We start from the raw sequence: 24,600 nt of genomic DNA on the forward strand, positions 1-24,600 counted from the left end.
GCCCCGCGCCCGCCCCGGGCCGGGCCGGGCGCGGGCGCGGCGCCGCCCCCGCGCGGGCGGGGCGCGGGCGGCGGCGCCGCCCCCCCCCCCCCCCCCGACGGGTCCGTCAGCCGCGCGCCCAGAGGGAGTTGACGCGGCTGCGCTCGGTACCGTTCGGGTAGGGGTTGGTGCAGGAGGTGCCGGGGCCGCCGCCCGACATCAGCTCACTGCACGGGCCGGAGTAGTGGTCCGGCAGGCCGAGCACGTGGCCGGTCTCGTGGGCGGTCACCCGCAGCGAGTTGTACTGCCGGTTCTGCTGGTAGTCGAGGAAGACGTAGCCGCGCCCGTGCCCGTCGGTGCTGGCGTAGGAGCCGCGGCTGTCGTTGCCCTCGTAGTACTTGAAGTCGGCGGCCGAGCCGGAGCGCAGCTGGACGTTGGCGACCGAGCCGTTCCAGATCTGCGCGGCCTGGGATATCTGGTTGCGGAAGGTCGGGGCCGAGCTGGCGTCGTAGGTGACCACGACGGTCGCCAGGCCGGGGTTGGCGGCCTGCTTGGCCTTCGCGGAGGCCATCACGGCCTGGAAGAAGGCCTGGTTGTCCGCGGTCTCGGCGGCCGAACCGGCGTACGTCGAGGCGGTGTAGCCCTGCGTGGCCGGGGCGGCCGGGGCCGCGGCGGCGGCGGTGGCGGGCAGCACGGCGAGGCCGGCCGCGAGGGCGAGGCCGAGGGTCGCGGACAGCATGGATCGCTTCATGTGGGGGTCTCCGATTCCTGTGGTGCCGTGGCCGGTTGGGGGCCGGCTTCGGGGGACACCTGGTCAGCGGGTGATGTCCCAGAGCTTCGGGCAGCCCGGCGGGCGCGCGGATGATGTCAACCGGCGATAGCTCCGTGCAATACCCGTGGGATTTCGCCGATTCGAGCGGCCTTTCCCTCGTCTTGACCCAACCGTGCCCCTGGCATTCCGTTCCGGTGGGGGCTAGGCTCCGATGCGGGGAAGTACCCGGAGCGGGGGGGGGGGGGGGGCGGGCGCCGCGGGCCCCCCCCCCCCCCCGCGCCCGAACTCCCTTACCTGGTGGCCGGGTTCACTGCCGCGAGCCCGTTCGCCCAGAGGTAGTCGACCTGGCTGCGCTCGTTGGCGTCGGGGTAGGGGTTGGTGCAGGAGGGGCCGGGGCCGCCGCCCGACATGAGTTCGCTGCACGGGCCGGCGTAGTCGTCGGGCAGGCCGAGCACGTGCCCGGTCTCGTGGGTGGTGACGCGCACTGAGTCGTACTCCTGGTTCTGCTGGTAGTCGAGGAAGACGTAGCCGTGGCCGTGCCCGTCGGTGCTGGCGTAGGAGCCCTGGCTGTCGCTGCCCTCGTAGTACGAGAAGTCGCCGTTGCCGCCGGTCTCCTGGAGCCGCACGTTGTGCACCGAGCCGTTCCATATCTGCGCGGCGCTGGCGATCTGGCTGGTGAAGGAGGGCGCGTTGGCGGTGTCGTAGGTGACGGTGACGGTCCGCAGCCACGGGTTCGCGGCCCGCTTGGCCTTGACCGAGGCCACCACGGCCTGGAAGAAGGCCCGGTTGTTCGCGGCCTCCGCGGCCGAACCGGCGTGCGCCGCCGGGGTGTAGCCCTGGACGGCCGGGGCCGCGGGCGCGGCCGGGGCGGCGACGGCGGTGGCGGGCAGGGTCGCGAGGCCGGCCGCGAGGGCGAGGCCCAGGGCGGCGGACAGCACGGATCGCTTCATGTGGGGGTCTCCGGATTCGCGGTGCGCCGGAGCGCCGGGGCCGGTGGGGGCCGGGCACGGCGGCGACGCACGGTGGGGGCCGCCCCGGCCGGTGGCGGGGGCGGGTTGCTGCCCCCGAGCTTCGACCCGTCCGGGCCCGTCACGGATGATGTCAACCGGCGATAGCACCGCCGCATACCGGTGGGGATCCGGTGCACCCTCCTGCCAGGCACTCTTGATTGCCTGTCATGTCCTTGGCGAGGTGGCTCGATGGCGTCTATGCTCCCGACGTGGAGCTCGACGTGAGACACCTCAGGGTGCTGTGCGCGATCGCCGACAGCGGCAGCCTCCGCAAGGCCGCGCTCCAGCTCGGCATGACCCAGCCCTCCCTCACCACCCAGCTGCACCGCATCGAACGGGCCATCGGCGGAACGCTGTTCACCCGCGAGCAGACCGGCAGCCGGCCCACCGCACTCGGCCACTCGGTGCTCTCCCGGGCCCGGCCCGTGATCACCGAGATGGCCGCCCTGGTGGCCGCCGCCCGTCAGGAGGCGCGCGACGCCAGCGGGCCCGGCCGGCAGCGGCGGCTGCGCATCGGCAGCGTCGGCAGCCGGGCGGTCGCCGCCTGGCTGCGCCGGGTGCACGAGCGCCTGCCGGACACCGACACCACCATCCACGTCGACGTCTCGGCCAGCGCGCTGCTGCGGATGGTCGCCGCCGACCAGCTGGACGTGGCCTTCGTGCACGAGAGCGAGGGCTTCCCGCTGCGGGTGCCGCCGGACGCCGAGCAGCGGGTGCTGATGGCCCGTGAGCCGCAGTACGTCGAACTCGCCACCGGACACCCGGCCGCCGACCGCCCGGTCGTCCGCCTCGCCGACCTCGCCGGGGACACCTGGATGGTCGACCCGACCGCCGACCACGAGTACGCGGCGATGCGCCGGGTCTTCAGCGAGGCCGGGCTCAACCCCCGGGTGCTGCAGGTGCGGGACAACGCCACCGCCGCCGAGCTGGTCGCCTCCGGCGAGGCCGTCCGCCCCTGCCAGCCGACCTCCCCGCCCGGGCCCGGCACGGTCGTCCGCCCGGTGGACGGCGACCCGCTGGCCGTCCGGTTGCTGTTCACCTGGCGGCCGTGCGCGCTCAGCCCGCCCGCCCTGGACGCGCTGTACGGCGAACTGCGCTCCGCCTACCTGGACCTGGCCAAGGTCAACCCGGCCTACCTGGCCTGGCTGACCCGGCACGAACCGGTCCTGCTGGGGCGGGGCTGAGGCGCCGCCCCAGCAGGTGCCCGGCCGCGCCCGGCCGCGCCCCGGGCCCGTCCTCAGGCGCCCCGGAACCCGCTCTCCCGGCCGTGGACCAGCACGCCCGTCGCCACCATCAGCGCGCAGACCAGGCCGGCGGCCAGCACCCCGGGGCCGCCGAGCGCGGTGCAGGCCAGCACCAGCGCCGCCCCGACCGGCGCCACCGCCTGGGCGACCGCGCCGCGCTTGGTGTGCCGGGAGTGCAGGAACCAGACGGTGACCAGGTACAGCGCGGTGGGGACGGTGACCGTCGCGGTGGCCGCGGTCCCGGAGATCTCCGCCTTGTGCACGGCCGACTCGACCGCGACCTCCAGCCCGGCACCGATCGCGGCCGCCGAGCCGAGCACCAGGTAGTGCCCGTACCCCCAGGCGAAGGCCTGCCGGTTGGAGCGCAGGTGCTCGTGGACGGGCCGGGCGAAGTAGATCCACCAGGCGGCGAAGCAGATCAGCAGACCGCCGATCGCCACCGGCACCAGCCGGCCCAGTTGCTCGTGCTCGTCCACCGCGGACTGCACCGCGACGGTCGCCGCCGCCACCGTCTCGCCGAGCACGATCAGGGTGAACAGCCCGTACCGCTCGGAGATGTGGTGCGGGTGCCAGGACGTCTGGGCCCGTAGCTCCGCGACCACCGGCACGGCCAGTTCGCACAGCACGCCGATCGGGATGACGTACCGGCGCACGTCCTGCGGCAGGAACACCACCACCACCCAGCCGACCTGGCAGAGCGTGATCCCCAGCGCGTACCGCAGGGCGACCCGGCGCGCCTCGCCCTGCTCGCCGGCCGCCGCGCGCAGCCACTGCGTCACCATCGCGAGGCGCATCACCACGTACCCGGTGATCGCCAGGGTCAGGTCCTGGGTGGCGAACAGCCGCGGCACCCCGGCGGCGAGGATCAGCACACCGGCGATCTGCACCAGCGTGGTGACCCGGTACGGCACGTCGTCGCAGTCGTACGCGGAGGCGAACCAGGTGAAGTTCATCCAGGCCCACCAGATGGCGAAGAACGTCAGCGAGTAACCGCGCAGTCCCTCCGCGTAGTGTCCGGCCGCGAGGGAGTGGGCCAGTTCGCGCCCGGCCTGGCCGACCGCGACCACGAAGCAGAGGTCGAAGAAGAGTTCCAGCGGGGTGGCGACCCGGTGCGGCTCGTGCCGGTCCCGCGGGACCATCCGGCGCACCGGCGGCGGGTCGACGTGGTGCGCGCGGGGCGCCGCGGCGGCGGGGTCACTGGCCATCGGAGCTGCTCCGGGGTCGGGAGGGGCGGGGGCGTCCCGCGCATCCTGGCAGCGCCCCGGGCCCGGCGCACGCACCGGCGCGGCGCGCACGCGACCGAGGGTACGATGACCCCGAATGTCCCTTTTTTCCTTACCGTCAGCCGTAGTTGACGCTGCGGTGCGCGAACCGGGTGACAGCGCGGCGGGTTTCCGGACGCGCCCCGCGCGCTGCACCGTGCGGGCCCGGGGCGCCGCTAGATTCATCCCCGGTCGGTAGAGCGCGGGGCCCTGCGGGGCCCCATGACATGGGCGGCCTGCGGGCAACGCGGAAGGTCAAGGCGGGTGGCGGGACAGCGGGGGCGGCGGAGCCGACCTTCCCGTGTCCGCACCACCGGCCTCGTGATCACCGCGCTGCTCGCCAGCGCCTGCCGTGCGGCCCGCCTCGTCGTGTCCGCGGCGGCTACTTCTCCCAGCCGACCGTGCTGTAGTCCTCCCCCGCGAGACCGAACGCCCCGTAGTTGGCGAGGCCCTTGCGCACCGCCACCACCGTGGGCCGCTGGTAGAGCTCGACGGTGTGGCCGAGCTCCCAGATCTTCGCGTCCGCCTGGTTGTAGAGCCTCGCGGCCTCCGCCGGGTCGACCGTCCCCGCCGCCTTCTTCAGCAGTGCGTCGATCTCGGGGGTGCCCAGCCGCGAGGGGTTGCTGAAGGTGTTGTCGCCCACCGGCAGACGGAAGTTGGCGAGGCTCTTGGAGTTGGGGAAGGAGTCGGTGTTGCGCCAGCTCGCGACGTCGAACTTGCCGGGGGTCACGTACTTGGCGAAGTAGTCGTTGGCGGCCACCTTGTCCAGGTCGACCTTGACCCCGACCGCCTGCCACATCGCCGCCGCCGCGGTGGCGAGGTCGAGCTGGGCCTGGGTGGAGCCGTCGCTGAGCACCCAGTGCAGTTCCAGCTGCCGCCCGTCCTTGGTGCGCGGCTGCCCGCTGCCGCCGTCCTTCCAACCGGCGTCGTCCAGCAGCTTCTTGGCCGCGGCCGGGTCGAACTTCGCCCAGTCGCCGGAGTTGTCCTGGTAGCCGGTCTGGTTGGGCATGATGATGTGGTTGCCGAGCGGCTTGAACTCCACCGGCACACCGTTGTTGGCGATCTTGATCAGCGCCGAGCGGTCGACCGCCCGGCCGAGCGCCTGGCGGACCCGCTGGTCCGCCAGCGCGCCGGTGCCCCCGAAGGAGATGTGCACCTCGTCCCAGGGGCTGGCGGCCCTGATCACCGTGTCCTTGGCACTCTTGAGCTGGCCGTACGCGGTGGCGGTGCCGGCCGAGGCCAGGTCGATCTCGTTGTTGAGGTAGGCCTGGATGCTCGCCGCCTTGTCCATCACCCGGAAGGTGATCCGGTCGAGCTTGGCCCGGGTGCCCCACCAGGCCGGGTCCGGCACGAGGCTGATGGTCTGCGCGGTCTTGTCCGCCACGCCGATCTTGAACGGGCCCGCGGTGATCGGGACCTTCTCCACCCAGCCCTTGTTGAAGTCGTCCGGGGTGGCGATGCCCGCCGCCGGGACCAGCGGGCGGAACAGGTTCTGCCAGTCCGCGTACGGCTCCGAGAAGGTGACCTTCACCTCGTCCGGGCCGGCGCCCTGCTCGACGGCGGAGATCAGCTCGTAGCCGGACGGGTCGTACCCGTTGTACGCCGGGTCCTTGCCGTTGCTCGCCTGCCAGTCGGCCTTGAAGTCCAGGTAGCTCAGCGGCTTCCCGTCCGACCACCTGGCCTTGGGGTTGAGCTTGTAGGTGATCACCTGCGGCGAGGTCGAGGTGACCTCGGCCGCCACCAGGTAGTTCGGGTTCGGTCGGAAGGTGCCGGAGGCGTCGGTGCCGAAGAGTGTCGGCTCCAGGGCCCGGACGAGGTCCACCGTGTCGGTGTAGGAGCCGCCGTCCACCTGCAGCGGGTTCCACTGGGTGATCCACTGGTCCAGCGCGAAGCGCGCCTCGCCGCCGTCCTTGAGCTGGTCCGGCGCCTTGGCGTTGATGTCCTGGGAGTCCTGTCTCGGCGGCTCGCTCTTGGCCACGTCGCCGGACGAACCGCCCCCGCCCGAGGTGCACGCGGTGACCGCGAGCGCGACGGCGACGGCCGCGGCGGCCGCCCGGCCGAGACGGCGGGCCGTGGTGGAAGCGTCCATGGGGGTCCCCCTGGTGAGGTCTGCGGAACGGGAGTCGGGGCGGGAGTCCGACGGGGTCGTGGTGCGGGTCGCGGCACGGGCCACGGGCGGTACGCGGCACGGGCCGGAACACGAGTTCGGGCGTCGCAGGCATGACTCGGCTTGAGCGTGGGCACTCAATCCGGCACCGAGCCAGAGGAACGTAACAGCGGATCAGATCCGCCACCAGGGGGAGGAACGCACACCTGATCCGAACGCCACGGGCGGCAACACCGCCGCAACACCGCCGCCGTCCCCGAGTGCTTCACTCTGACCTGCGCTTTCCCGACTCCCCTGCCGCCCCTGCCCCCTGACGCCCGGACCGGGCCCCGACCGAAGGCCACCACCCGATGCCCATCAGACGCGTCGGCCCCACCCCCACCCCGGGCGGCCGTTGATGCTCAGCTACCTGGCGAAGCGGCTGGGCTACTACGCGGCACTGCTGCTCGCCGCCGTCTTCCTGGCGTACGCGATCTCCGCGACCGCCCTGCAGCCGCGCACCTACTTCGACGCCAAGGTCCCCCGCCCGTCCGCCGAATCGGTCGAGCGCCAGCTCACCGCGCTCAACCTGAACGACCGCACCCCGGTCGTCGAGCGCTTCGGCCACTGGGCCGGCGGCCTGCTCCACGGCGACCTCGGCCGGACCATCCACGACACCCCGGTCACCGACGACTTCGGCCGCCGGGTCTGGGTCTCACTGCGGCTGCTGCTGATCGGCAGCGTGCTCGGCATGCTGCTGGGCACCGCGGTCGGGGCGTGGAGCGCCGTCCGCCAGTACCGGATCTCCGACCGGCTGCTGACCGTGCTGTCCTTCGTGCTGCTCTCCACGCCGGTCTTCCTGGTCGCGCTGTTCCTCAAGAACGGCGCCATCGCCGCCAAGGACGCGGCCGGCCACGAGGTGATCCCGTTCACCGGCTACGAGACCCCCGGGCTCACCGGCGGCCTCGGCACCCACCTCGCCGACTGGGCGCTGCACCTGCTGCTGCCCACCGTCTCGCTGGCCCTCGGCGGCCTCGCCACCTACAGCCGCTACCAGCGCGGCACCATGCTCGACGTGCTCGGCTCCGACTACCTGCGCACCGCCGAGGCGAAGGGCCTCACCCGCGGACGGGCGCTGCTGAAGCACGGGCTGCGCACCGCCGTGATCCCGATGTCGACGATGTTCGCCTACAGCTTCCTGGGCATCTTCACCGGCGCGATCTTCACCGAGACGATCTTCGGCTGGCACGGCATGGGCGAGTGGCTGATCCAGTCGATCAACGAACAGGACGTCAACTCGGTCGTGGCGATCAACCTGTTCACCGCCGTCGTCGTCCTCGCCTCCGGCTTCCTCGCGGACACCCTGCACGCCGCCCTCGACCCGCGCGTGCGGTCCTGACCGAGGAGACCGAGATGACCACCCTCTCCACCGAACCGGCCGAGCCCACCGGGCGCCCCTCGGCCGCCGGACCGGCCGGGCTCCCGGACTCCGCCCCGGCGCCCCGGGCGGCCGGCCGCGGACGGCTCGTGCTGGCCCGGCTGCTCGCCGCCCGCGGGGCCCTCGCCGGCGCCGTCGTCGTCCTGCTGCTGTTCGCGCTCGCCTTCGGCGGGCCGTACCTGACGCCCTGGCACTACGCCACGCCCGACTTCTCCGCGCTGCACCAACCCCCGTCCGCCGAGCACTGGTTCGGCACCAACGGGGTCGGCCAGGACGTGTTCGCGCAGACCGTCCGGGGGCTGCAGAAGTCACTGGTCATCGGGCTGCTGGTGGCACTGTTCTCCACCGTGCTGGCCTCCCTGGTCGGCGCCTGCGCCGGCTACTTCGGCGGCTGGACCGACCGGGCCCTGATGTTCCTGGTGGACCTACTGCTGGTCTTCCCCGCCTTCCTGGTCATCACCATCGTGTCGGCCCGGCTGAAGAGCGCCGGCTGGATCGCCTTCGTCCTGCTGCTCGCACTGTTCAACTGGATGATCACCGCCCGGGTGGTCCGCTCGATGACCATCTCCCTGCGCGAGCGCGAATTCGTCCGCGCCGCACGGTTCATGGGAGTGCGGCCGCTGCGGATCATCAGCCGGCACATCCTGCCGAACGTCGCCTCCTTCCTCATCATCGACGCGACCATCGCGGTCGGCGGCGCCGTGATGAGCGAGACCGCGCTCTCCTACTTCGGCTTCGGGGTCAAGGCGCCGGACGTCTCGCTCGGCACCCTGCTCGCCGCGGGGACCAGCGAGGCCCCGGTGTTCCCCTGGCTGTTCTACTTCGCCGCCGGGCTGCTGGTGCTGTTCGTCCTCGCCGTCAACCTGATCGGGGACGGGCTGCGCGACGCCCTCGACCCCACCTCCGGGGCCGCACCCCGCCGGTCCGGCCGCTCCCGTACCCGCCGTTCCGTCAGCCGTAGGAAGCGCCCGTGACCACCACCGTCGAAACCCCGCTGCTCTCCGTCCGCGACCTGCGGGTGGACTTCGCCGGGCCGCACGGCCCGGTCCCCGCCGTGCGCGGGGTCGACCTCACGCTGCGGCGCGGCGAGACCCTCGGCATCGTCGGCGAGTCCGGCTCCGGCAAGTCCGTCACGGCGCTGTCCGTGCTCGGGTTGCTGCCCGGGACGGCGCGGGTCAGCGGGTCGGTGCGGCTGGACGGGCGGGAGCTGGTCGGACTGCCGGGGAAGGAACTCGCGGCGGTCCGCGGCCGCCGGGTCGCCATGGTCTTCCAGGACCCGCTGTCCGCCTTCACGCCGGTCTACCGGATCGGCGACCAGATCGCCGAGGCCGTCCGGATCCACCAGCGGGTGGACCGGGCCACCGCGCGCCGCCGGGCCGCCGAACTCCTCGACCTGGTCGGCATCCCGGCGCCCGACCGGGCCCTGGACAGCTTCCCGCACGAGTTCTCCGGCGGCATGCGCCAGCGCGCGATGATCGCGATGGCCGTCGCCAACGAGCCCGACATCCTGCTCGCCGACGAGCCCACCACCGCACTCGACGTCACCATCCAGGCCCAGGTGCTGGACGTGCTGCGCACCGCCCGCCGGGAGACCGGCGCGGCGCTGGTCCTGGTCAGCCACGACCTCGGGGTGATCGCGGGGACGGCGGACCGGGTCGCGGTGATGTACGCGGGGCGGGTGGTCGAGACGGCCGGCGTGGACGAACTGTTCACCGCCCCGCACCACCCCTACTCGCTCGGGCTGATCGGCGCGCTGCCCCGGCTGGACGGGCGCGGCGGTCCGCTGGTGCCGATCCCGGGCAGCCCGGCACCCATGGCGGAGCTGCCCCCGGGCTGCCCGTTCGCGCCGCGCTGCCCGCTGGCCGAGGAACGCTGCTCGACGGTGGAACCCACCCTGGAGCCCAGCCCGGGAAGCACGTCGGAACCCGCTCGGGAGGGCGCTCCCGACGGGGCCGGCGGACACCTGTCGGCCTGCCTGCGGTCGGCGGAGCTCGCCGAGCGGCGGCCCGCGCCCGCCGAGGTCTACCCCGTCCCGGAGCTGCCCGCCACCACCGCCCGCGGCGACCGCTCCGGCCTGGCACCGGTCCTGGCGGTGAGCGGCCTCGGCAAGACGTTCCCGCTCCTCAAGGGCACGGTGTTCAAACGCCGGGTCGGCGAGGTGTACGCGGTCGACGGCGTCGACCTGGACCTGCGGGAGGGCGAGACCCTCGGCCTGGTCGGGGAGTCCGGCTCCGGCAAGTCGACCACGCTGTTCGAACTGCTGCGGCTCGGCGCCCCGGAGACCGGCCGGATCGAACTGCTCGGCCACGACACCGCCGAGCTCACCCGGGCCGAGGCCCACCGGCTCCGCGCCGAACTGCAGATCGTCTTCCAGGACCCGATGGCCAGCCTCGACCCCCGGATGCCGATCGGCGACATCGTCGCGGAACCCCTGCTCGCCCAGCGCGCCCCCCGCGCGGAGATCGCCCGCCGGGTGCCCGAACTGCTCCGGCAGGTCGGCCTCGACCCGGACCACGCCGTCCGCTACCCGCACCAGTTCTCCGGCGGCCAGCGCCAGCGCGTCTCGATCGCCCGGGCCCTCGCCGTCCGCCCCAGGCTGCTGGTGCTGGACGAACCGGTCTCGGCGCTGGACGTCTCCATCCAGGCCGGGGTGCTGAACCTGCTGCAGGCGCTCAAGGCGGAACTCGGCCTCTCCTACCTGTTCGTCTCGCACGACCTCTCGGTGATCCGCCACCTCGCCGACCGGGTCAGCGTGATGTACCTCGGCCGGACGGTCGAACAGGGCGAGGTCTCCGCCGTCTTCGACCGCCCCCGCCACCCGTACACCCGCGCCCTGCTCTCCGCCGTCCCGCTCCCCGATCCCGCCGCCGAGCGGGCCCGCGACCGCGTCCTGCTCGCCGGCGACCCGCCCTCCCCCACCGAGCGCCGCACCGGCTGCCCGTTCCGCACCCGCTGCCCGCGCCACGCCGGGCTCACCGACCCGGCGGACCGGGCCCGCTGCGAGCAGGAACGGCCGGCGCTGACCGGGGGCGCCCCGGGAACGGACCACCAGGCGGCCTGCCACCACCCCGAGCCGCCGGCCGGGGACGGTCACGGCGGGTGACCACCCGCCGACGATTCGGCGGATCGGGCTCGCGCCGTGTAATGTCTTCGACGTCAGCAGGCGCCGCTAGCTCAGTTGGTTAGAGCAGCTGACTCTTAATCAGCGGGTCCGGGGTTCGAGTCCCTGGCGGCGCACATGGCAAGGTCTCAGGCCGCTCACTTCGGTGGGCGGCCTGAGGCGTTTCCGGGGCGGGTGGGGGTGGCGCCGTGCCGCCTTCCGGCCGCCGGCCCGGGGCACCGCTCCCCCGACCGCCGCCTCAGCGGGTGTCCAGCACCGCCGAGGCCACCGCGTCAGGGCGGTCGAACATCACCAGGTGCCCGGCCGGGGCCGTGGTGCGGAAGTCGGCGCCGAGCAGTGCCGCGAGTTCCCGCTGCTCGGCCAGCCAGGCCTCGGTGCGGCGGGTCCGGCAACCGTCGTCGGCGGCCAGCACGGTGACCGGCAGGTCCTCGGGCAGCGGCCGGGTGCGCCGCAGCCCGTCCAGCTCGGCCGCCACGTCCAGGTAGCGCGCGTTCTCCCGAAGCAGCGCGCGCAGGGCCCGGCCGGTCCGGTAGCAGTGCCGGACCAGCGGCGCCGGGGCGAGGTCCTCGCGGCGGACGGTGGACAGCCGGGCCACCGTCCGCCGCACGGCCGGGCCGAGCAGGTAGGGCACGGCGAGGGCGGTGGCGGTGCCGGCCGCCGCCCGGGCCGCCAGGTCACGCACGCCGGGCGCCGGGTACGGCCGGGCCCCCGGCTCGACGCTGCCGTCGACCAGGACCAGCCCGGCGGCCCGCTCCGGGTGCAGCCGGGCGAAGGCCTCGACGTGGAAGGCGGCGAGCGAGTGGCCGACGACGGTGCAGGGCCCGGGCAGCCCGAGGCCGTCCAGGACCGCCCGGATCCGCCCGGCCTCCCCGGCCGCCGTCGGGGCGGGCCGCCCGGCGGCGGGCTCGGCGGCGCTCAGCCCGTAGCCGGGCCGGTCGAAGCGGACCACCGTGCGGAAGGGGGTGAGGAAGGGGACGACCAGGTCCCAGTCGAACCAGCTGCTGCCGAGGCCGCCGCTGAGCAGGCAGACCGGGCCGCTGCCCTCGGTGCGGACGTGCAGCGGGACCCCGTCGACGCGCAGGAAGCGCACCCGGGCCCCGGGGTCGTCGGGCCGACGGGGGTCGCCGCCCGTACGGTGCGCGCGGGGGGCGCCGGGGTCGCCGGGGTCGCCGGGTGCCCTCACGCCGTCCTCCGTTCGGGGAGCGGCTCGGCCGGGTGGCGCCCCTCCGGCCCGTCCCACCCGTCCGGCCCGTTCCGCCGGGTGGAGCGGGCGACGCCCACGGCCAGGACGGCCAGCCAGAGCGCGACCAGCAGCACTTGCAGCCGCTGGCCGGCCCCGAGTGCCCAGGTGCCGCGCCCGGCCTGGAGAGCGGCGATCGCGGCGAGGCTCCAGCCGGTGGCGAGCAGTTCGGCGCCCAGCAGCCAGGGCCCGAACCGGCGCACCGGCGGCCACCAGCCGTAGCGGCGGGCGGCGACGGTGAGCGAGACCAGGGCGGTGAGGGCGCCGAGCACCGCGAGGCTGCTGGTGACGGCGTGCGCGGCGTGGGTCGCGGGGACGAGCCCGGCGGTCTCGCGGGCCGCGCACATCTCGTCGCTGGTGGGGGTGCAGCTGAGCGGGAGCCGGGAGTCGGCGGCGGTCGCGGCGCCGAAGAGGGCCAGGGCGGACCAGCCGACGACAGCCCAGCGGCGGCGGCGGTGCCGGGCGCCGCCGGTCCGCCGGGTGACCGACCGGTCGGCGCGGCCGGCGGTCGGGCCGGCTCCCTCGCCGGTGACCGGCCCGGCGGCGAGGCCGCCGACGAGGGCCGTGCCGGCGGCGGCGAGCAAGCAGAGTCCGGCGACCAGGTCGGTGGCCCGGAACAGGCCGCCCAGCGGCTGGTCCTCGGCGGCGAGTTCGCTGATGTAGGCCTGCACGGGGTCGAGGCCGGTGCTCAGCACCACCTCCAGCACCCAGGCGGTGTACGCCACGGCGCTGAGCAGCAGCAGGGCGGCGACCGCCGTCCGTGCGGTGCGGTGTCCTGGCTGGGGGCTGGGCACGGTTCCACCCTAACCAGCGGCGAACTCCGCCCCAACCGGAAGGAAAGGGACGTATCGCCCGCCGGCCGTCCGGGGCGGGTTCGAGGCACCCCTCGGGACCGTGTATTGTTTTCCAGGTCAGCAGGCGCCGCTAGCTCAGTTGGTTAGAGCAGCTGACTCTTAATCAGCGGGTCCGGGGTTCGAGTCCCTGGCGGCGCACAGACACCGGGGAGCCTCTCGCAGTCGCGAGGGGCTCCCCGATTTTTTGGCCCTCGAAGTCCGATTTGTGTGTGATGTCGGTCTCGAATGGCTGTCCGACGGAGCCATCAGGCCCGTCCTGCTCGTCCAGGGCAGTACAACCGGAATCGGGACAAAGGTCCCCGACCGATGTCCCCGTCCGTGCAGGCTGCTCAGTTGCGCCCGCAGGAAAGGCCGCGCTTTGTCCAGAAACGCCCAGGGCGGCCGTCGCACGCCGTCGATCGGTCTCCGCCCGATCCAGCGGTTCCAGCGCCCGACCGGCGCCGTCGACGGCGTCGGCGGGTCCGGCGGCAAGAAGCCGCGCCGCCCGAAGCGCGCCGGCTGGCGCCGGCTGATACCCACCTGGCGGATGACCCTGCTCGGCTTCGCCTCGGCGCTGCTGCTCGGCGTCGGCCTGTTCGCGCTCGGGGTCGCGCTGGTGAAGGTCCCGGACGCGCACGCCGCCGCGACCGCGCAGAGCAACACCTGGCTCTACTCGGACGGCTCGGTGATCACCCGCACCGGCCAGACCAACCGGCAGAACGTCACCCTGGACAAGGTCTCCCCCGCCGCGCAGCACGCGGCGCTGGCCGCCGAGGACCGGAACTTCTACAACGAGGGCGCCGTCAACGTCCAGGGCCTGGTCCGCGCCGCGGTCAACACCGCCAAGGGCGAGGGCACCCAGGGCGGCTCCACCATCACGCAGCAGTACGTGAAGAACACGTACCTGAGCCAGAAGCAGTCGGTCACCCGCAAGGTGAAGGAACTGTTCATCGCCATGAAGGTGGACGCCACCGAGAGCAAGGAGGAGGTCCTCTCCGGCTACCTGAACACCTCCTACTACGGTCGCGGCGCCTACGGCATCCAGGCCGCCGCCCAGGCCTACTTCGGTGTCGACGCCTCCGCGCTGAACCCCGCGCAGGGCGCCTACCTGGCCACCCTCCTGAACGCCCCGAGCGCCTACGACGTGGCCACCGCGACCGCGGCGGGCAAGCAGAACGCCGTCAACCGCTGGAACTACGTCCTCGACGGCATGGTCAAGGAGGGCTGGCTCTCCGCCGACGAGCGGGCCGGGACCGCCTTCCCCGACGTCCGGGACCCGCAGCCGAACCCGGGCCTGTCCGGCCAGGCCGGCTACCTGGTGAACGCGGCCACCCAGTACCTGACCACGAGCGGGGTCATCAGCGAGAGCGAGCTGGCCAAGGGCGGCTACACGGTCAAGCTGAGCATCGACCCGGGCCGCCAGCAGGCCCTCCAGGACTCCGTCCAGGCGCAGCTGCGCGACACCCTGAACCCGGACAAGCGCAAGAAGGACGCGGCCGCCCAGGCCGGCGCCGTCTCGGTGGACCCGAAGTCCGGCGCGATCGTCGCCCTGTACGGCGGCGCCGACTACGTGAAGCACTACGTGGACAACGCGACCCGGCGCGACTACCAGGCCGGTTCGACCTTCAAGGCGATCGCCCTGGCCGCCGCCTTCGAGAACGACGCCAAGACCCAGGACGGCCGCACCGTCACCCCGCGCACCGTCTACGACGGCACCAGCGGCCGGAAGGTCCGCGGCGGCAAGGGCACCCCGTACGCGCCGCCGAACGAGGGCGACAAGAGCTACGGCCAGATCACCCTGCAGCAGGCCGTCGACTGGTCGGTGAACTCGGCGTTCGCGCAGCTCGCCCAGGACACCGGGCTGCAGAAGGTCAAGGACACCGGTGTCGCGCTGGGCCTGCCCGGCAACACCCCGGGGCTCGACCCGGTGCCCTCCATCCCGCTGGGCGCGGCCACCCCGAGCGTCCTCGACATGGCCGGCGTGTACGCCACGCTGGACAACGGCGGCAAGCAGATCACCCCGTGGCTGGTGCAGTCGGTGGACCGCGAGGGCGAGGCCGTGACGATGCCCGCGCACCGGACCACCCAGGCGATCAGCGCGGACACCGCCAACCGGGTCACCTCGATGCTCCAGGGCGTGGTGAGCGACCCGGGCGGCACCGGCTGGCGGGCGAAGGCGCTCGGCCGCCCGGTCGCGGGCAAGACCGGCACCACCGACGACCAGAAGTCGGTCTGGTTCGTCGGCTACACCCCCGAGCTGGTCACCTCGGTCGCGCTGTTCGGCCAGGACCCGGACACCGGCGCCCAGGTCAGCCTGAGCGGCGTCGGCGGGATCGACGGCGCGGCGGGCGGCCAGTACCCGGCACAGATCTGGACCGGCTACATGAAGGCCGCGCTCAAGGGCCAGCCGGTCAGCGACTTCCCGACCCCGGCCGACGGCGACGACTCCTCGGGCGCCACCGACCTGCCGACCGCCCCGAGCACGCCGACCGGCGCCCCGTCGACGGGCGCGCCCACCGGCGGCCCCAGCAGCAGCGCCACCACCCCGTCGGGCGACGCCCCCGGCCCGAAGACGCCGACGGACGGCACCGGCGGGGCCACCACGGCGCCGACGGCTCCCCCGACCGACCAGCCGACCACCCAGCCCACCTCCCGTCCGACCGGCCGGCCCACCACCCGGCCGACGCCGACCACCCAGCCGACCACGGCCCCCACCGCGCAGCCGACCACCCAGCCCACGGCCGGGGCGGACGCGCTCACCGGGGCCTCGGCGGGCTCCGGGGGCTGACCTGCGACGACGCGCCGGCTGACCGGCTGACCGGCTCCGGCCGGTCAGCCGGTCTTTCTGTCCGTCCGCCTGTCTGCCTGCCTGGCTGCGTGCCTGCCTGCCGAGCGGCCTGCCGTCTGCCTGCCTGTCGGCTCGGTGATTGCGCCACTGCGCACAGTTGAGTGCAGGACCAAATGCCGAAATGGCGCCTTACCGAAGTATCGGTATGACTGTCACAATGCGGCGGTGCACAGATCAACGGCCTCGCCCACCCACCCTTCGGGCCGAACCCTCGGCCTCGGCCTCGCACTGGTCTCCGCCTTCGCCTTCGGCGGCTCCGGTACCGCGGCCAAGCCGCTGATCGAGGCCGGGCTCTCCCCCCTCCACGTCGTGTGGCTGCGGGTCACCGGCGCCGCCGTGGCCCTCCTCCCGATCGCCTACCGGCACCGGGACGCCGTCCTGCGCCGCCCCGGCCTGCTGTTCGGCTTCGGCCTGCTCGCCGTGGCGGGTGTCCAGGCCTGCTACTTCGCGGCGATCTCCCGCATCCCGGTCGGCGTCGCCCTGCTCATCGAGTACCTCGGACCGCCGCTGCTGATCGGCTACGTCAAGTTCGTCCAGCGCAAGCCGATCAGCCGGGGCGCGGCCGTCGGCGCCGGCGTCGCGGTGGCCGGGCTGGCCTGCGTGGTCGAGGTCTGGAACGGTCTGGGCTTCGACGCCCTCGGCGTGCTGTTCGCCCTCGGCGCGGCCTGCTGCCAGGTCGGCTACTTCGTACTCGCCGACGCCGGACGCCGGGGCGACCGCCCGGTCGACCCGCTGGCCGTCAGCGCGTACGGGCTGCTCATCGGCGCCGTCCTGCTCACCGCCGTCACCCGGCCCTGGCAGGCCGACTGGAGCCGGCTCGGCGGCGACGTGGTCATGAACGGGCACACCCTGCCCGCGTTCGTCCCCGCGCTGTGGATGGTGCTGATCGCGACCGTGCTCGCCTACCTGACCGGTGTGGTGTCGGTCGGGTACCTCTCGCCGCCGATCGCCGGGGTGGTGGCCAACCTGGAGGCCGTGGTCGCCACCGTGCTGGCCTGGGTGCTGCTCGGCGAGCACCTGGGGCTGCCGCAGATCGCCGGCGGCCTGCTGGTGCTGGCCGGCGCCTTCGCGGCGCAGGCGAGCTCGGGCACGTCGGGCGACTCGCACGCCTCAAGCACGTCGGGCACGTCGGGCCCGGACGGTCCGGCGTCGACGGACGTGGTCGCGGCGGCTTCGGCTGCCACGGCGGTCTCGGCTGCCACGGCGGCCGGTCCGGAGGACCCGGCCGGCCCCGGCGGAGCCGACGGCGGCCACGGCGCCCGGGAGCGGGTGGCCGCCGAGCGCGCGGTCAGCGGCCGGTCCAGCCGAACCAGTCGAGGTGATTGAGCGGCCAGACGACGGCCGACACCGGGCCGACCACGTTGCTCACCGGCACGGCTCCGCCACCGGGGCCGCGCTGGTGGTAGCGGGAGTCGGAGGAGTCGCTGCGGTGGTCGCCCTCGACCCAGACGTAGCCGGCGGGCACCTTCACCGGACCGAAGTCCAGGCCCGCGCAGGAGTCGTCGCCCGGGTGCAGGTAGGGCTCGTCCACCTTCCGCCCGTCGACGCTCAGGGTGGTGCCGTCGCACTGCACCGTCTCGCCGCCGGTCGCGATGACCCGCTTGACCAGGTAGTTGTCGTCCTTCGGCGGCACCAGTCCGACGAAGCTGAGCGCCGAGCTCACGGTGTTGGTGACCGGGTTCGAGTCGGTGGGCTGCGGCGGCAGCCAGCCGCCCGGGTCCTTGAACACCACCGGCTGCCCCGGCTCCGGCTCCCAGCCGGTCAGCGGTGCCAGCTTGTTCACGCCGACCCGGTCGCCGATGCGCAGGGTGTTCTCCATCGATCCGGACGGGATGGAGAACACCTGGAACAGGCAGGTCTTGATCAGCAGCGCGACCGCCAGGCCGACCACGGCCATCATCGGCAGTTCGATCCACCACGGACGGGGGCGACGGCCCGACCGGCCCGCACGGCCGTTCCCGCCCGGGCGGTCGGCCCGGCGCCCGCCGGAACCGCGGGCCCGACGGCGGGCCTCGGCGCGGCCGCCGGGCACCCGGTGGGCGGACGGGGCGTCCTGGGCGTTCCGGGAGTCCCGCGCGATCGGAGTGATCGGGGCGTCCTGGGCGGCGGGATCGCTGGGGGCTCCGCTGGGCGTTTCGGGCAGGTTCACCGCCATCGTCGCTGCTCCACCTCTCCGGCTGGGGAAACCCGCACGCTACGCCAACCGTGGAGCCTGACGAAATCGGGCATTTAGCCGTCACCGACATCACCGGGTGCCGCGAGCCCGCTCCGGGAGTGCTCCCGGACTGCTCCGCGACCGTGCCGGGACCGGCCGGAGGGCCCTTCCTTCCTGCGTTCCTGCCCCGTCAGGACTCGCGGGCCGCCCTTCAGGCGCGGGCGATCGCCTCGTGGTGCCGGATGACCTCGGCGATGATGAAGTTCAGGAACTTCTCAGCGAAGACCGGGTCCAGCTTCGCCCCGGCGGCCAGTTCCCGGAGCCGCCTGATCTGGTCCCGCTCGCGCGCCGGGTCGGCCGGCGGCAGCTTGTGCTCGGCCTTGAGCCGGCCGACCCGCTGGGTCGCCTTGAAGCGCTCGGCAAGCATGTGGACCACCGCGGCGTCGATGTTGTCGATGCTCTCGCGCAGGCTGGTCAGCTCGGCGCGTACGGCGTCGTCGATCCCCTCGGTCAGGCCGGCGTCGGGGGTCGTGGGGTGGTCCGTCATCGGGGCGGCTCCCGGTGTGTCTGGGTGGGCGCCCGACCGTACGGCGGCCGGGCTCGGGCCCGGGCAAATCTAACAGGGCCCCCGCTCCGGCCCGGCACCGTCGGACGGATCCGTCCACGATCCGGACAGCCTGACGGACCCCGGGCACCCCCTCCGGCGGCCCGCGCCACCGGGGCGTCCGACGCGGCGTGACACGCCGGTCCGGGCCGCGGGCTGCCCGTAGTCTGGTGCGTGCATGACCGGAAGTGACCGCTCAGCTGTCCCCCAGTAATGGAGGTACCGATCGTGGCAACCACCCGCACCGCTCGTACGGCCTGGGAGGGCAACCTCCTCCAAGGGCAGGGCCAGACGACCTTCGTCTCGTCCGGGATCGGCACGTACCCGGTGTCCTGGCCGGCCCGCGCCGAGCAGCCCAACGGCAAGACCAGCCCGGAGGAGCTCATCGCGGCCGCCCACTCGGCCTGCTTCTCGATGGCCCTCTCGCACGGCCTGGCCGGGGCCGGCACCCCGCCCACCACGCTCGACACCCAGGCCGACGTCACCTTCCAACCGGGTGAGGGCATCACCGGCATCCACCTGAGCGTCACCGGCGTCGTGACCGGCCTGGACGAGGCGGGCTTCGTCAAGGCCGCCGAGGACGCCAAGGCCAACTGCCCGGTCAGCCAGGCCCTGACCGGCACCACCATCACCCTTGAGGCCAAGCTGGCCTGACCCGTCCGGCCGCTTCCGCCGCCGCCCGGTTCTCCGCCCCCGTCCCGCCCCGGCGCGCAACCAGCGCCCGGGGGCGCGGCTTCGGCGCACGCGCCCCTGGCGCACATCATGTGATGTGTACCGGGGGCGTCCGCCTGTACCGCCACCCATGATCACAAAGCGGGCGAATCACCCTCGCGGCGGTCACCGCGCGTTGCCGTCGCGGCCTATGATCGGCCGAAGCGCCCTGTTCTTCACACGGGTCCCCGTGCGACAGCGCCCCACGGCGGGCGCCCCGCAGCGGACCGACTCCGAGGACCGCGACAGAGTGCGGAGCCGGCCGCCGGGATCCCGACAGACCGGCCGAACCATCGTCAAGCGTCAGCAGCGGACGGGAGCATGCCGTGCCGGGCCAGAACGAGGGGGCCGACGCACACCACCCGGGCGTGCGGCACGAGGAATCACCACGCCACCGCCGCCGGCACCTCGCCGCGCCGGTCCTCGCCCCGGCCACCGGACCGGCCCCCGGACCCACCCCCGGACCGGCCGCCGTTCCCGACGCCTGGGGGACGCCGGTCGAGCCCGAGGCGCTGCTCTGCCCCACCTGCTCGACCCCGCTCGCCGACGGCACGCACCGGGGCTCGGACGACCGGCCCGACCGGGCCGACGGCGGAGCCGACCGGCTGCTGGCCGCACTGCGGGCCAGCGAGTCCCGGTTCCGGGCCGCCTTCTGCGACGCGGTCATCGGGATGGCCCTGATCGACCCCGAGGACCGGATCATCGAGGTCAACCCCGCCTTCGCCGGCCTGATCGGACGGAGCGTCGGCGAACTGGTCCGCACTCACCTGCACGAGATCATCGACCCGGAGGGCATGCCGGACCGGCTGTTCTCCGAACTCGTCCGCGGGGAGCGGGAACGGTTCCGCGTGGAGAAACAGCTCAAGCACCGCGAGGGCCACGAGGTCTGGAGCAAGGTCACCGTCTCGCTGATCCGCGACGGCGCCGGGCAACCGCTCTACACCCTCGCGCTGGTGGAGGACATCACCGAACAGCGCCGGCTCGGCGACCGCCTGGAGTACCAGGCCCTGCACGACCCGCTCACCCGGCTGCCCAACCGGGCCTACTTCTTCGAACGGCTCGACGCCGCCTGCCTCTCCGTCACCGAGGAGCCCGCCCCGGGCCCGGCCGGCGGGGGGAGCCGCCGGGTCGGCGTCTGCTACCTGGACCTCGACGGCTTCGCCACGATCAACGAGGCCCTCGGCCACCACATCGGCGACCAGTTGCTGATCGCCGTCGCCACCCGGCTGCGGCACGGCTTCGACGGGCACGACACCCACCTGGTCGCCCGGATGGGCGGCGACGAGTTCGCCGTCCTGGTCACCGACAGCCTGGGCAGCGAGCAGCTGACCGAACTGGCCGGCCGGATCCTGGAGGCGCTGGAGCGGCCCTTCGACATCGCCGGGCACCGGCTGGTGGTCACCGCCAGCGTGGGCGTGGTCGAACGCTCCGTGCACGAGACCACCCCGACCGACCTGGTCAAGGACGCCGACGCCACCCTCTACTGGTCCAAGGCCGACGGCCGCGCCCGCTGGACCCTCTACGACCCGGACCGCGGCGCCCACCAGCTCACCCGCCAGCTGCTCGCCACCGCGCTGCGGCCGGCCCTGGAGCGCGGCGAGTTCACCATCGAGTACCAGCCGCTGGTCGGCCTGGCCGACGGCGCCGTACACGGGGCCGAGGCACTGGTCCGCTGGCGCCACCCCCGCTACGGGACGCTCTCCCCGGACCGCTTCATCCCGCTCGCCGAGGAGTCCGGCGCCATCGTGCCGCTCGGGAAGTGGGTGCTGGAGGAGTCCTGCCGCCAGGCCCGGCAGTGGCTCACCGAGTTCCCGGACACCGAGACCTTCGTGAGCGTCAACCTGGCCGCCCGTCAGATCTGGGACTCCGACGTCGTCGCCGACGTCGCCCGGGCCCTCGACAGCACCGGCCTGCCCGCCCGGCTGCTCCAACTGGAGATCACCGAGAGCGCCCTGCTCGGCCCCGGCGGACGCCCGCTGCAGGCCCTGCAGGCGCTCGCCGACATGGGCGTGCGGATCGCGATCGACGACTTCGGCACGGGCTACTCCAACCTGGCCTACCTGTCCCGGCTCCCGGTGCACGTGCTGAAGCTGGACGGCACCTTCATCGAGGGCTTCCGCGACCCGGCCCCCGCGGACCGGCCCGGCCTCCCCGCGTTCGACTCCCGCCGCAACGACGCCGACGAGCAGATCGTCGGCGCGATGGTGCAGCTCGCCCACACCCTCGGCCTGACCGTCACCGCCGAGGGCATCGAGAGCGCCGCCCAGGCCGAGCGGCTGCGGCTGACCGGCTGCGACACCGCCCAGGGCTGGTACTTCGCCCGGCCGGGCGAGGCATCGCTGGTCGCCGCCATACTCCGCGAGGGCCGCCCCGCCCTGGACGGGCGGTAGCGGCAGGTCCGGGGTGCGGCGCCGGGCGGAGCACCCGCCGGGCGCCCGCCGTCACGCGCCGGCCGTCACTCCTCCGCCGTCAGGCCGTACGCCTCGGCGATCAGGCCGTAGGAGCGGAGCCGGGCCTCGTGGCCGTGGATGTGCGAGGTGACCATCAGCTCGTCCACCCCGGTCCGCTTGCGCAGGGCCTCCAAGCCGTCGGCGACCCGGCCCGGATCGCCCAGGACGACGTTGTCGAGCCAGCTGTCGACGAAGTCCGCCTCGACCGGGCTGTACGGGTACTGCTCGGCCTCCTCCGGGGTGGGGATCGGGCCGGGGTTGCCGCGCCGCAACCGGAGCATGCCGAGGGCCGCGGAGCGGGCGAGACGCCGGGCCGAGGGCTCGTCGTCGGCGGCGACCGCGCTCACGCCGATCAGCGCGTACGGCTCGGCCAGCACCGCGGAGGGGCGGAAGGACGACCGGTAGAGGTCCAGGGCCGGGAGGGTGTTGGTGCTGCTGAAGTGGTGGGCGAAGGCGAACGGGAGGCCGAGGCGGCCCGCGAGCCGGGCGCTGAAACCGGAGGAGCCCAGCAGCCAGATCGGGGGGCGCCCGTCACCCTTGGGGACGGCGGTCAGCTGGGCGTAGGGGTGGCCGGTGGGGAAGTCGCCGTCGAGGAAGTGGGTCAGCTCGGCGAGTTGCTGCGGGAAGTCGTCCGCGCCTTCGCCGAGGCCGCGGCGCAGCGCGCGGGCGGTGGCCGGGTCGGTGCCGGGGGCGCGGCCGAGCCCGAGGTCGATCCGGCCGGGGTGCAGGGCCTCCAGCAGGCCGAACTGCTCGGCGATGGTCAGCGGGGCGTGGTTGGGGAGCATCACGCCGCCCGAACCGAGCCTGAGCGTCGTGGTGTTGGCGCCGAGGTGGGCGAGCAGGACGGCCGGGGTCGAGCTCGCCACCCCGGGCATGCCGTGGTGCTCGGCCACCCAGAAGCGGTGGTAGCCCCACTGTTCGGCCCTGCGGGCCAGTTCGGTGGTGGCCGCCAAGGCCTCGGCGGGCGTGTGGCCGGCGCCGACGGTGGCCAGGTCGAGGATCGAGAGCGGGGCGGGTGCCGTGCCGCGGGCGGTGCCCCGGACCGCCGTGCCGGCCGGCGGCTCGGCCCCGTGCTCCTGCTGGTCCTCGGTGGTCATGCCGTCCGCCCTCCTGACCGGCTTCGGACCGGCCTTCGTGTGGCGACCGCACGGGTCTCGGACGGCCCGGCGGTCACTGCTGCCGACCGGGGTCAACCACGCCCGGGGGCTCACTGTTCCCGGGGGCGGGATGCCGTTCGATGCCGGTCCGGGTGTGTTTCGGCCATTCCTCCCCGGACCACCGACCGAGCATTCGGCTGACGGAGAGCCAGCGGACGGACACGTTCGGCGACTTCGCGCCGGTGCCGGACGCCGTCGGCGCCGGGGCTCGCGACGGGGTGTCGCGGCCGGCCGTCCGGTGAGGGGGGCGGATCGCCGGACGGCATCCGCACCCCACCAGCAAGATCGTCGGACCGGTCCGGCTCCGGGCGGTCACCGCGAGCCCCCGCAGCACGACACCCCGCCCCGGGGGCTCGTCCGGTCCGCGCGACGCCCGTGCGCGGGGGCGCCCCCTCGCCCCCGGTCCGCGCGCGCGGACCGGCGCTTCGACGGACGGCCGGAACCCGTGGTCGTGACCTGCGGCATACCGGGGTGCTTCAGGGCATGAAAAGTCGAGGCGCTAGCGTTGACCCCTACAGCCACCTGCTCGCTCGGGCGGCGTGGAGGGAGTAAGGGCCTTGAACTTCGTGGCGGCGATCGGATCCTCGTGGATCTGCGCCCTGGCTCTGTTCGCCGTGCTCGGCGACGCCCTCCTCCCCTTCATCCCCAGCGGGACGCTCGTCATCCTGGCCGTGCTCAAGACGGCGCAGATCAACGGGGCCCCGCTGCTGCTCGGCCTCGGCGTGGCGGTGGCCTCCTTCCTGGGCGACGTCCTGCTGCTCCACCTGGCCCGCCGCGGCGCGCCGGTGCTGCACCGCCGGCTCGCCCGGCGGCCGAAGCTGGCGGCCAGCGTGGCCAGGGTCCAGGAGGTCCTGGTCGAACGCCCGCACGGCGCCGCCGCCGCGATGGTGGTGGTCGCGCGGTTCGTCCCGGCCGGACGGACCGTCCTCGACCTGGCCATCGGCCACTCCCCCGCCCATCCGCACCGCTTCCTGCACTGGTCGGCGCTGGCGGCACTGGTCTGGGCCGCCTACATCGTGACGCTGGGCTGGCTGAACAGCCACTGGTTCAACACGGCCTGGCTGAGCCTCGTGGTCTCCTGCGCGGCGGCCACCGCCATCAGCACCGCGATCGCGCGGATAGTGCGCCGCACCCGGCGGCTCGCCGCGCTCTGACCGGACCGTCCCGCGCGAGCGGCTCGCACCGGACTCGCCGCCCTCCGGCCACCTTCGGTCGGTACGGCCCATCACGGGGCAAAAGTTTTCCCAAAAGGCCGACCAACCAGGCCGAACACCGACGAACACCCCCTGGATCCGGGCGGCCCGGCGGTACCGTACTGCGCGGGCCGCGAGGAGTGCGAAGCGTCACAGGACGGCAACAGACGACGGATCACTGCAGCCCAGCCCGATGCCCCCGACGTGTTGAGAGTTGTCGGAGCCCGACGGCCTTGGAGGCCGCTGCGGCGACATGACATGCTAACGGCGGAATATTCATCAATTGCCCGATTTGACCGGTGCGGCTGCGGACCGCCCTCACCACCGGCATCGGCACCCAGGGGAGACCATGACCAGCATCTCGCGCAGGACGGTGCTCAGTGCAACCGCCGCGCCCCCGGCCCCCCGCGCGGGCGCGGCCGGCGCCCCCGGCGGGTCCCGGGCGGGGCCAAGCTCCCGCGCCCGCGGCGCCCGCGGCGCGGGGGGCCCCCCCGGCG

At 74.0% G+C, this 24,600-nt stretch carries 18 protein-coding genes and 2 tRNA genes; 11 read left to right on the forward strand and 9 right to left on the reverse strand.

Features of this window, described 5'->3' with window-relative positions; all coding sequences use genetic code 11:
• Positions 1-106 precede the first annotated feature (106 nt).
• Together snpA (ACFV0O_RS10695) and snpA (ACFV0O_RS10700) are read right to left on the reverse strand one after the other, a co-directional pair.
• Positions 107-730: a snapalysin gene (gene snpA / locus ACFV0O_RS10695; RefSeq protein WP_380339181.1), complete on the reverse strand. Its 624-nt coding sequence runs from the start codon at positions 728-730 to the stop codon at positions 107-109.
• A 311-nt stretch (positions 731-1,041) separates the two neighbouring features.
• Complete coding sequence (gene snpA, locus ACFV0O_RS10700; RefSeq protein WP_380339184.1) at positions 1,042-1,701, reverse strand: snapalysin; 660 nt, start codon at positions 1,699-1,701, stop codon at positions 1,042-1,044.
• 269 nt (positions 1,702-1,970) lie between these two features.
• On the opposite strand from snpA (ACFV0O_RS10700), the gene ACFV0O_RS10705 reads away from it, so the two are divergent.
• Positions 1,971-2,945 (forward strand): LysR substrate-binding domain-containing protein, encoded by a 975-nt coding sequence (locus ACFV0O_RS10705; RefSeq protein ID WP_380339187.1) that lies wholly within the window; start codon positions 1,971-1,973, stop codon positions 2,943-2,945.
• A 53-nt stretch (positions 2,946-2,998) separates the two neighbouring features.
• On the opposite strand, the gene ACFV0O_RS10710 is transcribed toward ACFV0O_RS10705, so the two are convergent.
• A complete protein-coding gene (locus ACFV0O_RS10710) occupies positions 2,999-4,210 on the reverse strand; it encodes a low temperature requirement protein A (RefSeq protein ID WP_380339190.1) in 1,212 nt (403 codons plus the stop codon).
• Between the two features lie 439 nt (positions 4,211-4,649).
• Positions 4,650-6,356, reverse strand: coding sequence for an ABC transporter family substrate-binding protein (locus ACFV0O_RS10715; RefSeq protein ID WP_380339193.1), 1,707 nt, complete (start codon positions 6,354-6,356; stop codon positions 4,650-4,652).
• A gap of 415 nt (positions 6,357-6,771) precedes the next feature.
• Here ACFV0O_RS10715 and ACFV0O_RS10720 point away from each other — a divergent pair, with 415 nt between their 5' ends.
• The 4 genes from ACFV0O_RS10720 to ACFV0O_RS10735 all read left to right on the forward strand — a co-directional run bounded on the left by ACFV0O_RS10720 (position 6,772) and on the right by ACFV0O_RS10735 (position 11,028).
• On the forward strand, positions 6,772-7,752 hold the full coding sequence (locus ACFV0O_RS10720; protein ID WP_380339196.1) for an ABC transporter permease: 981 nt from the start codon (positions 6,772-6,774) through the stop codon (positions 7,750-7,752).
• Between the two features lie 14 nt (positions 7,753-7,766).
• Complete coding sequence (locus ACFV0O_RS10725; RefSeq protein ID WP_380339199.1) at positions 7,767-8,765, forward strand: ABC transporter permease; 999 nt, start codon at positions 7,767-7,769, stop codon at positions 8,763-8,765.
• The gene (locus tag ACFV0O_RS10730) at positions 8,762-10,894 is read left to right on the forward strand and encodes a dipeptide ABC transporter ATP-binding protein (RefSeq protein ID WP_380339202.1); all 2,133 of its coding nucleotides are present in this window, start codon (positions 8,762-8,764) and stop codon (positions 10,892-10,894) included. The genes ACFV0O_RS10725 and ACFV0O_RS10730 overlap by 4 nt, the downstream gene beginning before the upstream one ends.
• Before the next feature lie 60 nt (positions 10,895-10,954).
• A tRNA-Lys gene (locus tag ACFV0O_RS10735) sits at positions 10,955-11,028 on the forward strand.
• A 122-nt stretch (positions 11,029-11,150) separates the two neighbouring features.
• Here ACFV0O_RS10735 and ACFV0O_RS10740 read toward each other — a convergent pair.
• Positions 11,151-12,002, reverse strand: coding sequence for an alpha/beta fold hydrolase (locus ACFV0O_RS10740; RefSeq protein WP_380339501.1), 852 nt, complete (start codon positions 12,000-12,002; stop codon positions 11,151-11,153).
• Positions 12,003-12,091: 89 nt separating this feature from the next.
• Complete coding sequence (locus ACFV0O_RS10745; RefSeq protein WP_380339205.1) at positions 12,092-12,946, reverse strand: DUF998 domain-containing protein; 855 nt, start codon at positions 12,944-12,946, stop codon at positions 12,092-12,094.
• Positions 12,947-13,070: 124 nt separating this feature from the next.
• Between ACFV0O_RS10745 and ACFV0O_RS10750 the strand changes: the two genes are divergently transcribed.
• The 3 genes from ACFV0O_RS10750 to ACFV0O_RS10760 all read left to right on the forward strand — a co-directional run bounded on the left by ACFV0O_RS10750 (position 13,071) and on the right by ACFV0O_RS10760 (position 17,159).
• Positions 13,071-13,144: transfer RNA gene (locus tag ACFV0O_RS10750), tRNA-Lys, on the forward strand.
• 220 nt (positions 13,145-13,364) lie between these two features.
• A complete protein-coding gene (locus ACFV0O_RS10755; RefSeq protein WP_380339207.1) occupies positions 13,365-15,773 on the forward strand; it encodes a transglycosylase domain-containing protein in 2,409 nt (802 codons plus the stop codon).
• A gap of 225 nt (positions 15,774-15,998) precedes the next feature.
• A complete protein-coding gene (locus ACFV0O_RS10760; RefSeq protein WP_380339210.1) occupies positions 15,999-17,159 on the forward strand; it encodes a DMT family transporter in 1,161 nt (386 codons plus the stop codon).
• Here ACFV0O_RS10760 and lepB read toward each other — a convergent pair.
• Positions 17,122-17,988 carry a signal peptidase I gene (gene lepB / locus ACFV0O_RS10765; protein WP_380339213.1) on the reverse strand — a complete coding sequence of 289 codons (867 nt, stop codon included), beginning with the start codon at positions 17,986-17,988 and terminating at the stop codon, positions 17,122-17,124. The two genes, ACFV0O_RS10760 and lepB, sit on opposite strands and share 38 nt — an antisense overlap.
• 211 nt (positions 17,989-18,199) lie before the next feature.
• Positions 18,200-18,535 (reverse strand): chorismate mutase, encoded by a 336-nt coding sequence (locus tag ACFV0O_RS10770; RefSeq protein ID WP_380339216.1) that lies wholly within the window; start codon positions 18,533-18,535, stop codon positions 18,200-18,202.
• A 285-nt stretch (positions 18,536-18,820) separates the two neighbouring features.
• On the opposite strand from ACFV0O_RS10770, the gene ACFV0O_RS10775 reads away from it, so the two are divergent.
• Entirely contained in the window at positions 18,821-19,246 is a 426-nt protein-coding gene (locus tag ACFV0O_RS10775) for an OsmC family protein (RefSeq protein ID WP_380339219.1), read from the forward strand.
• Between the two features lie 383 nt (positions 19,247-19,629).
• Entirely contained in the window at positions 19,630-21,693 is a 2,064-nt protein-coding gene (locus ACFV0O_RS10780) for a putative bifunctional diguanylate cyclase/phosphodiesterase (protein ID WP_380339222.1), read from the forward strand.
• A gap of 65 nt (positions 21,694-21,758) precedes the next feature.
• On the opposite strand, the gene ACFV0O_RS10785 is transcribed toward ACFV0O_RS10780, so the two are convergent.
• Positions 21,759-22,850: an LLM class flavin-dependent oxidoreductase gene (locus tag ACFV0O_RS10785; protein WP_380339225.1), complete on the reverse strand. Its 1,092-nt coding sequence runs from the start codon at positions 22,848-22,850 to the stop codon at positions 21,759-21,761.
• A 626-nt stretch (positions 22,851-23,476) separates the two neighbouring features.
• Here ACFV0O_RS10785 and ACFV0O_RS10790 point away from each other — a divergent pair.
• Complete coding sequence (locus ACFV0O_RS10790) at positions 23,477-24,064, forward strand: DedA family protein (RefSeq protein ID WP_380339503.1); 588 nt, start codon at positions 23,477-23,479, stop codon at positions 24,062-24,064.
• Positions 24,065-24,600: the final 536 nt, after the last annotated feature.

The sequence above is a fragment of the Kitasatospora sp. NPDC059577 genome (genome assembly GCF_042735475.1).
Taxonomy (GTDB): Bacteria; Actinomycetota; Actinomycetes; order Streptomycetales; family Streptomycetaceae; genus Kitasatospora.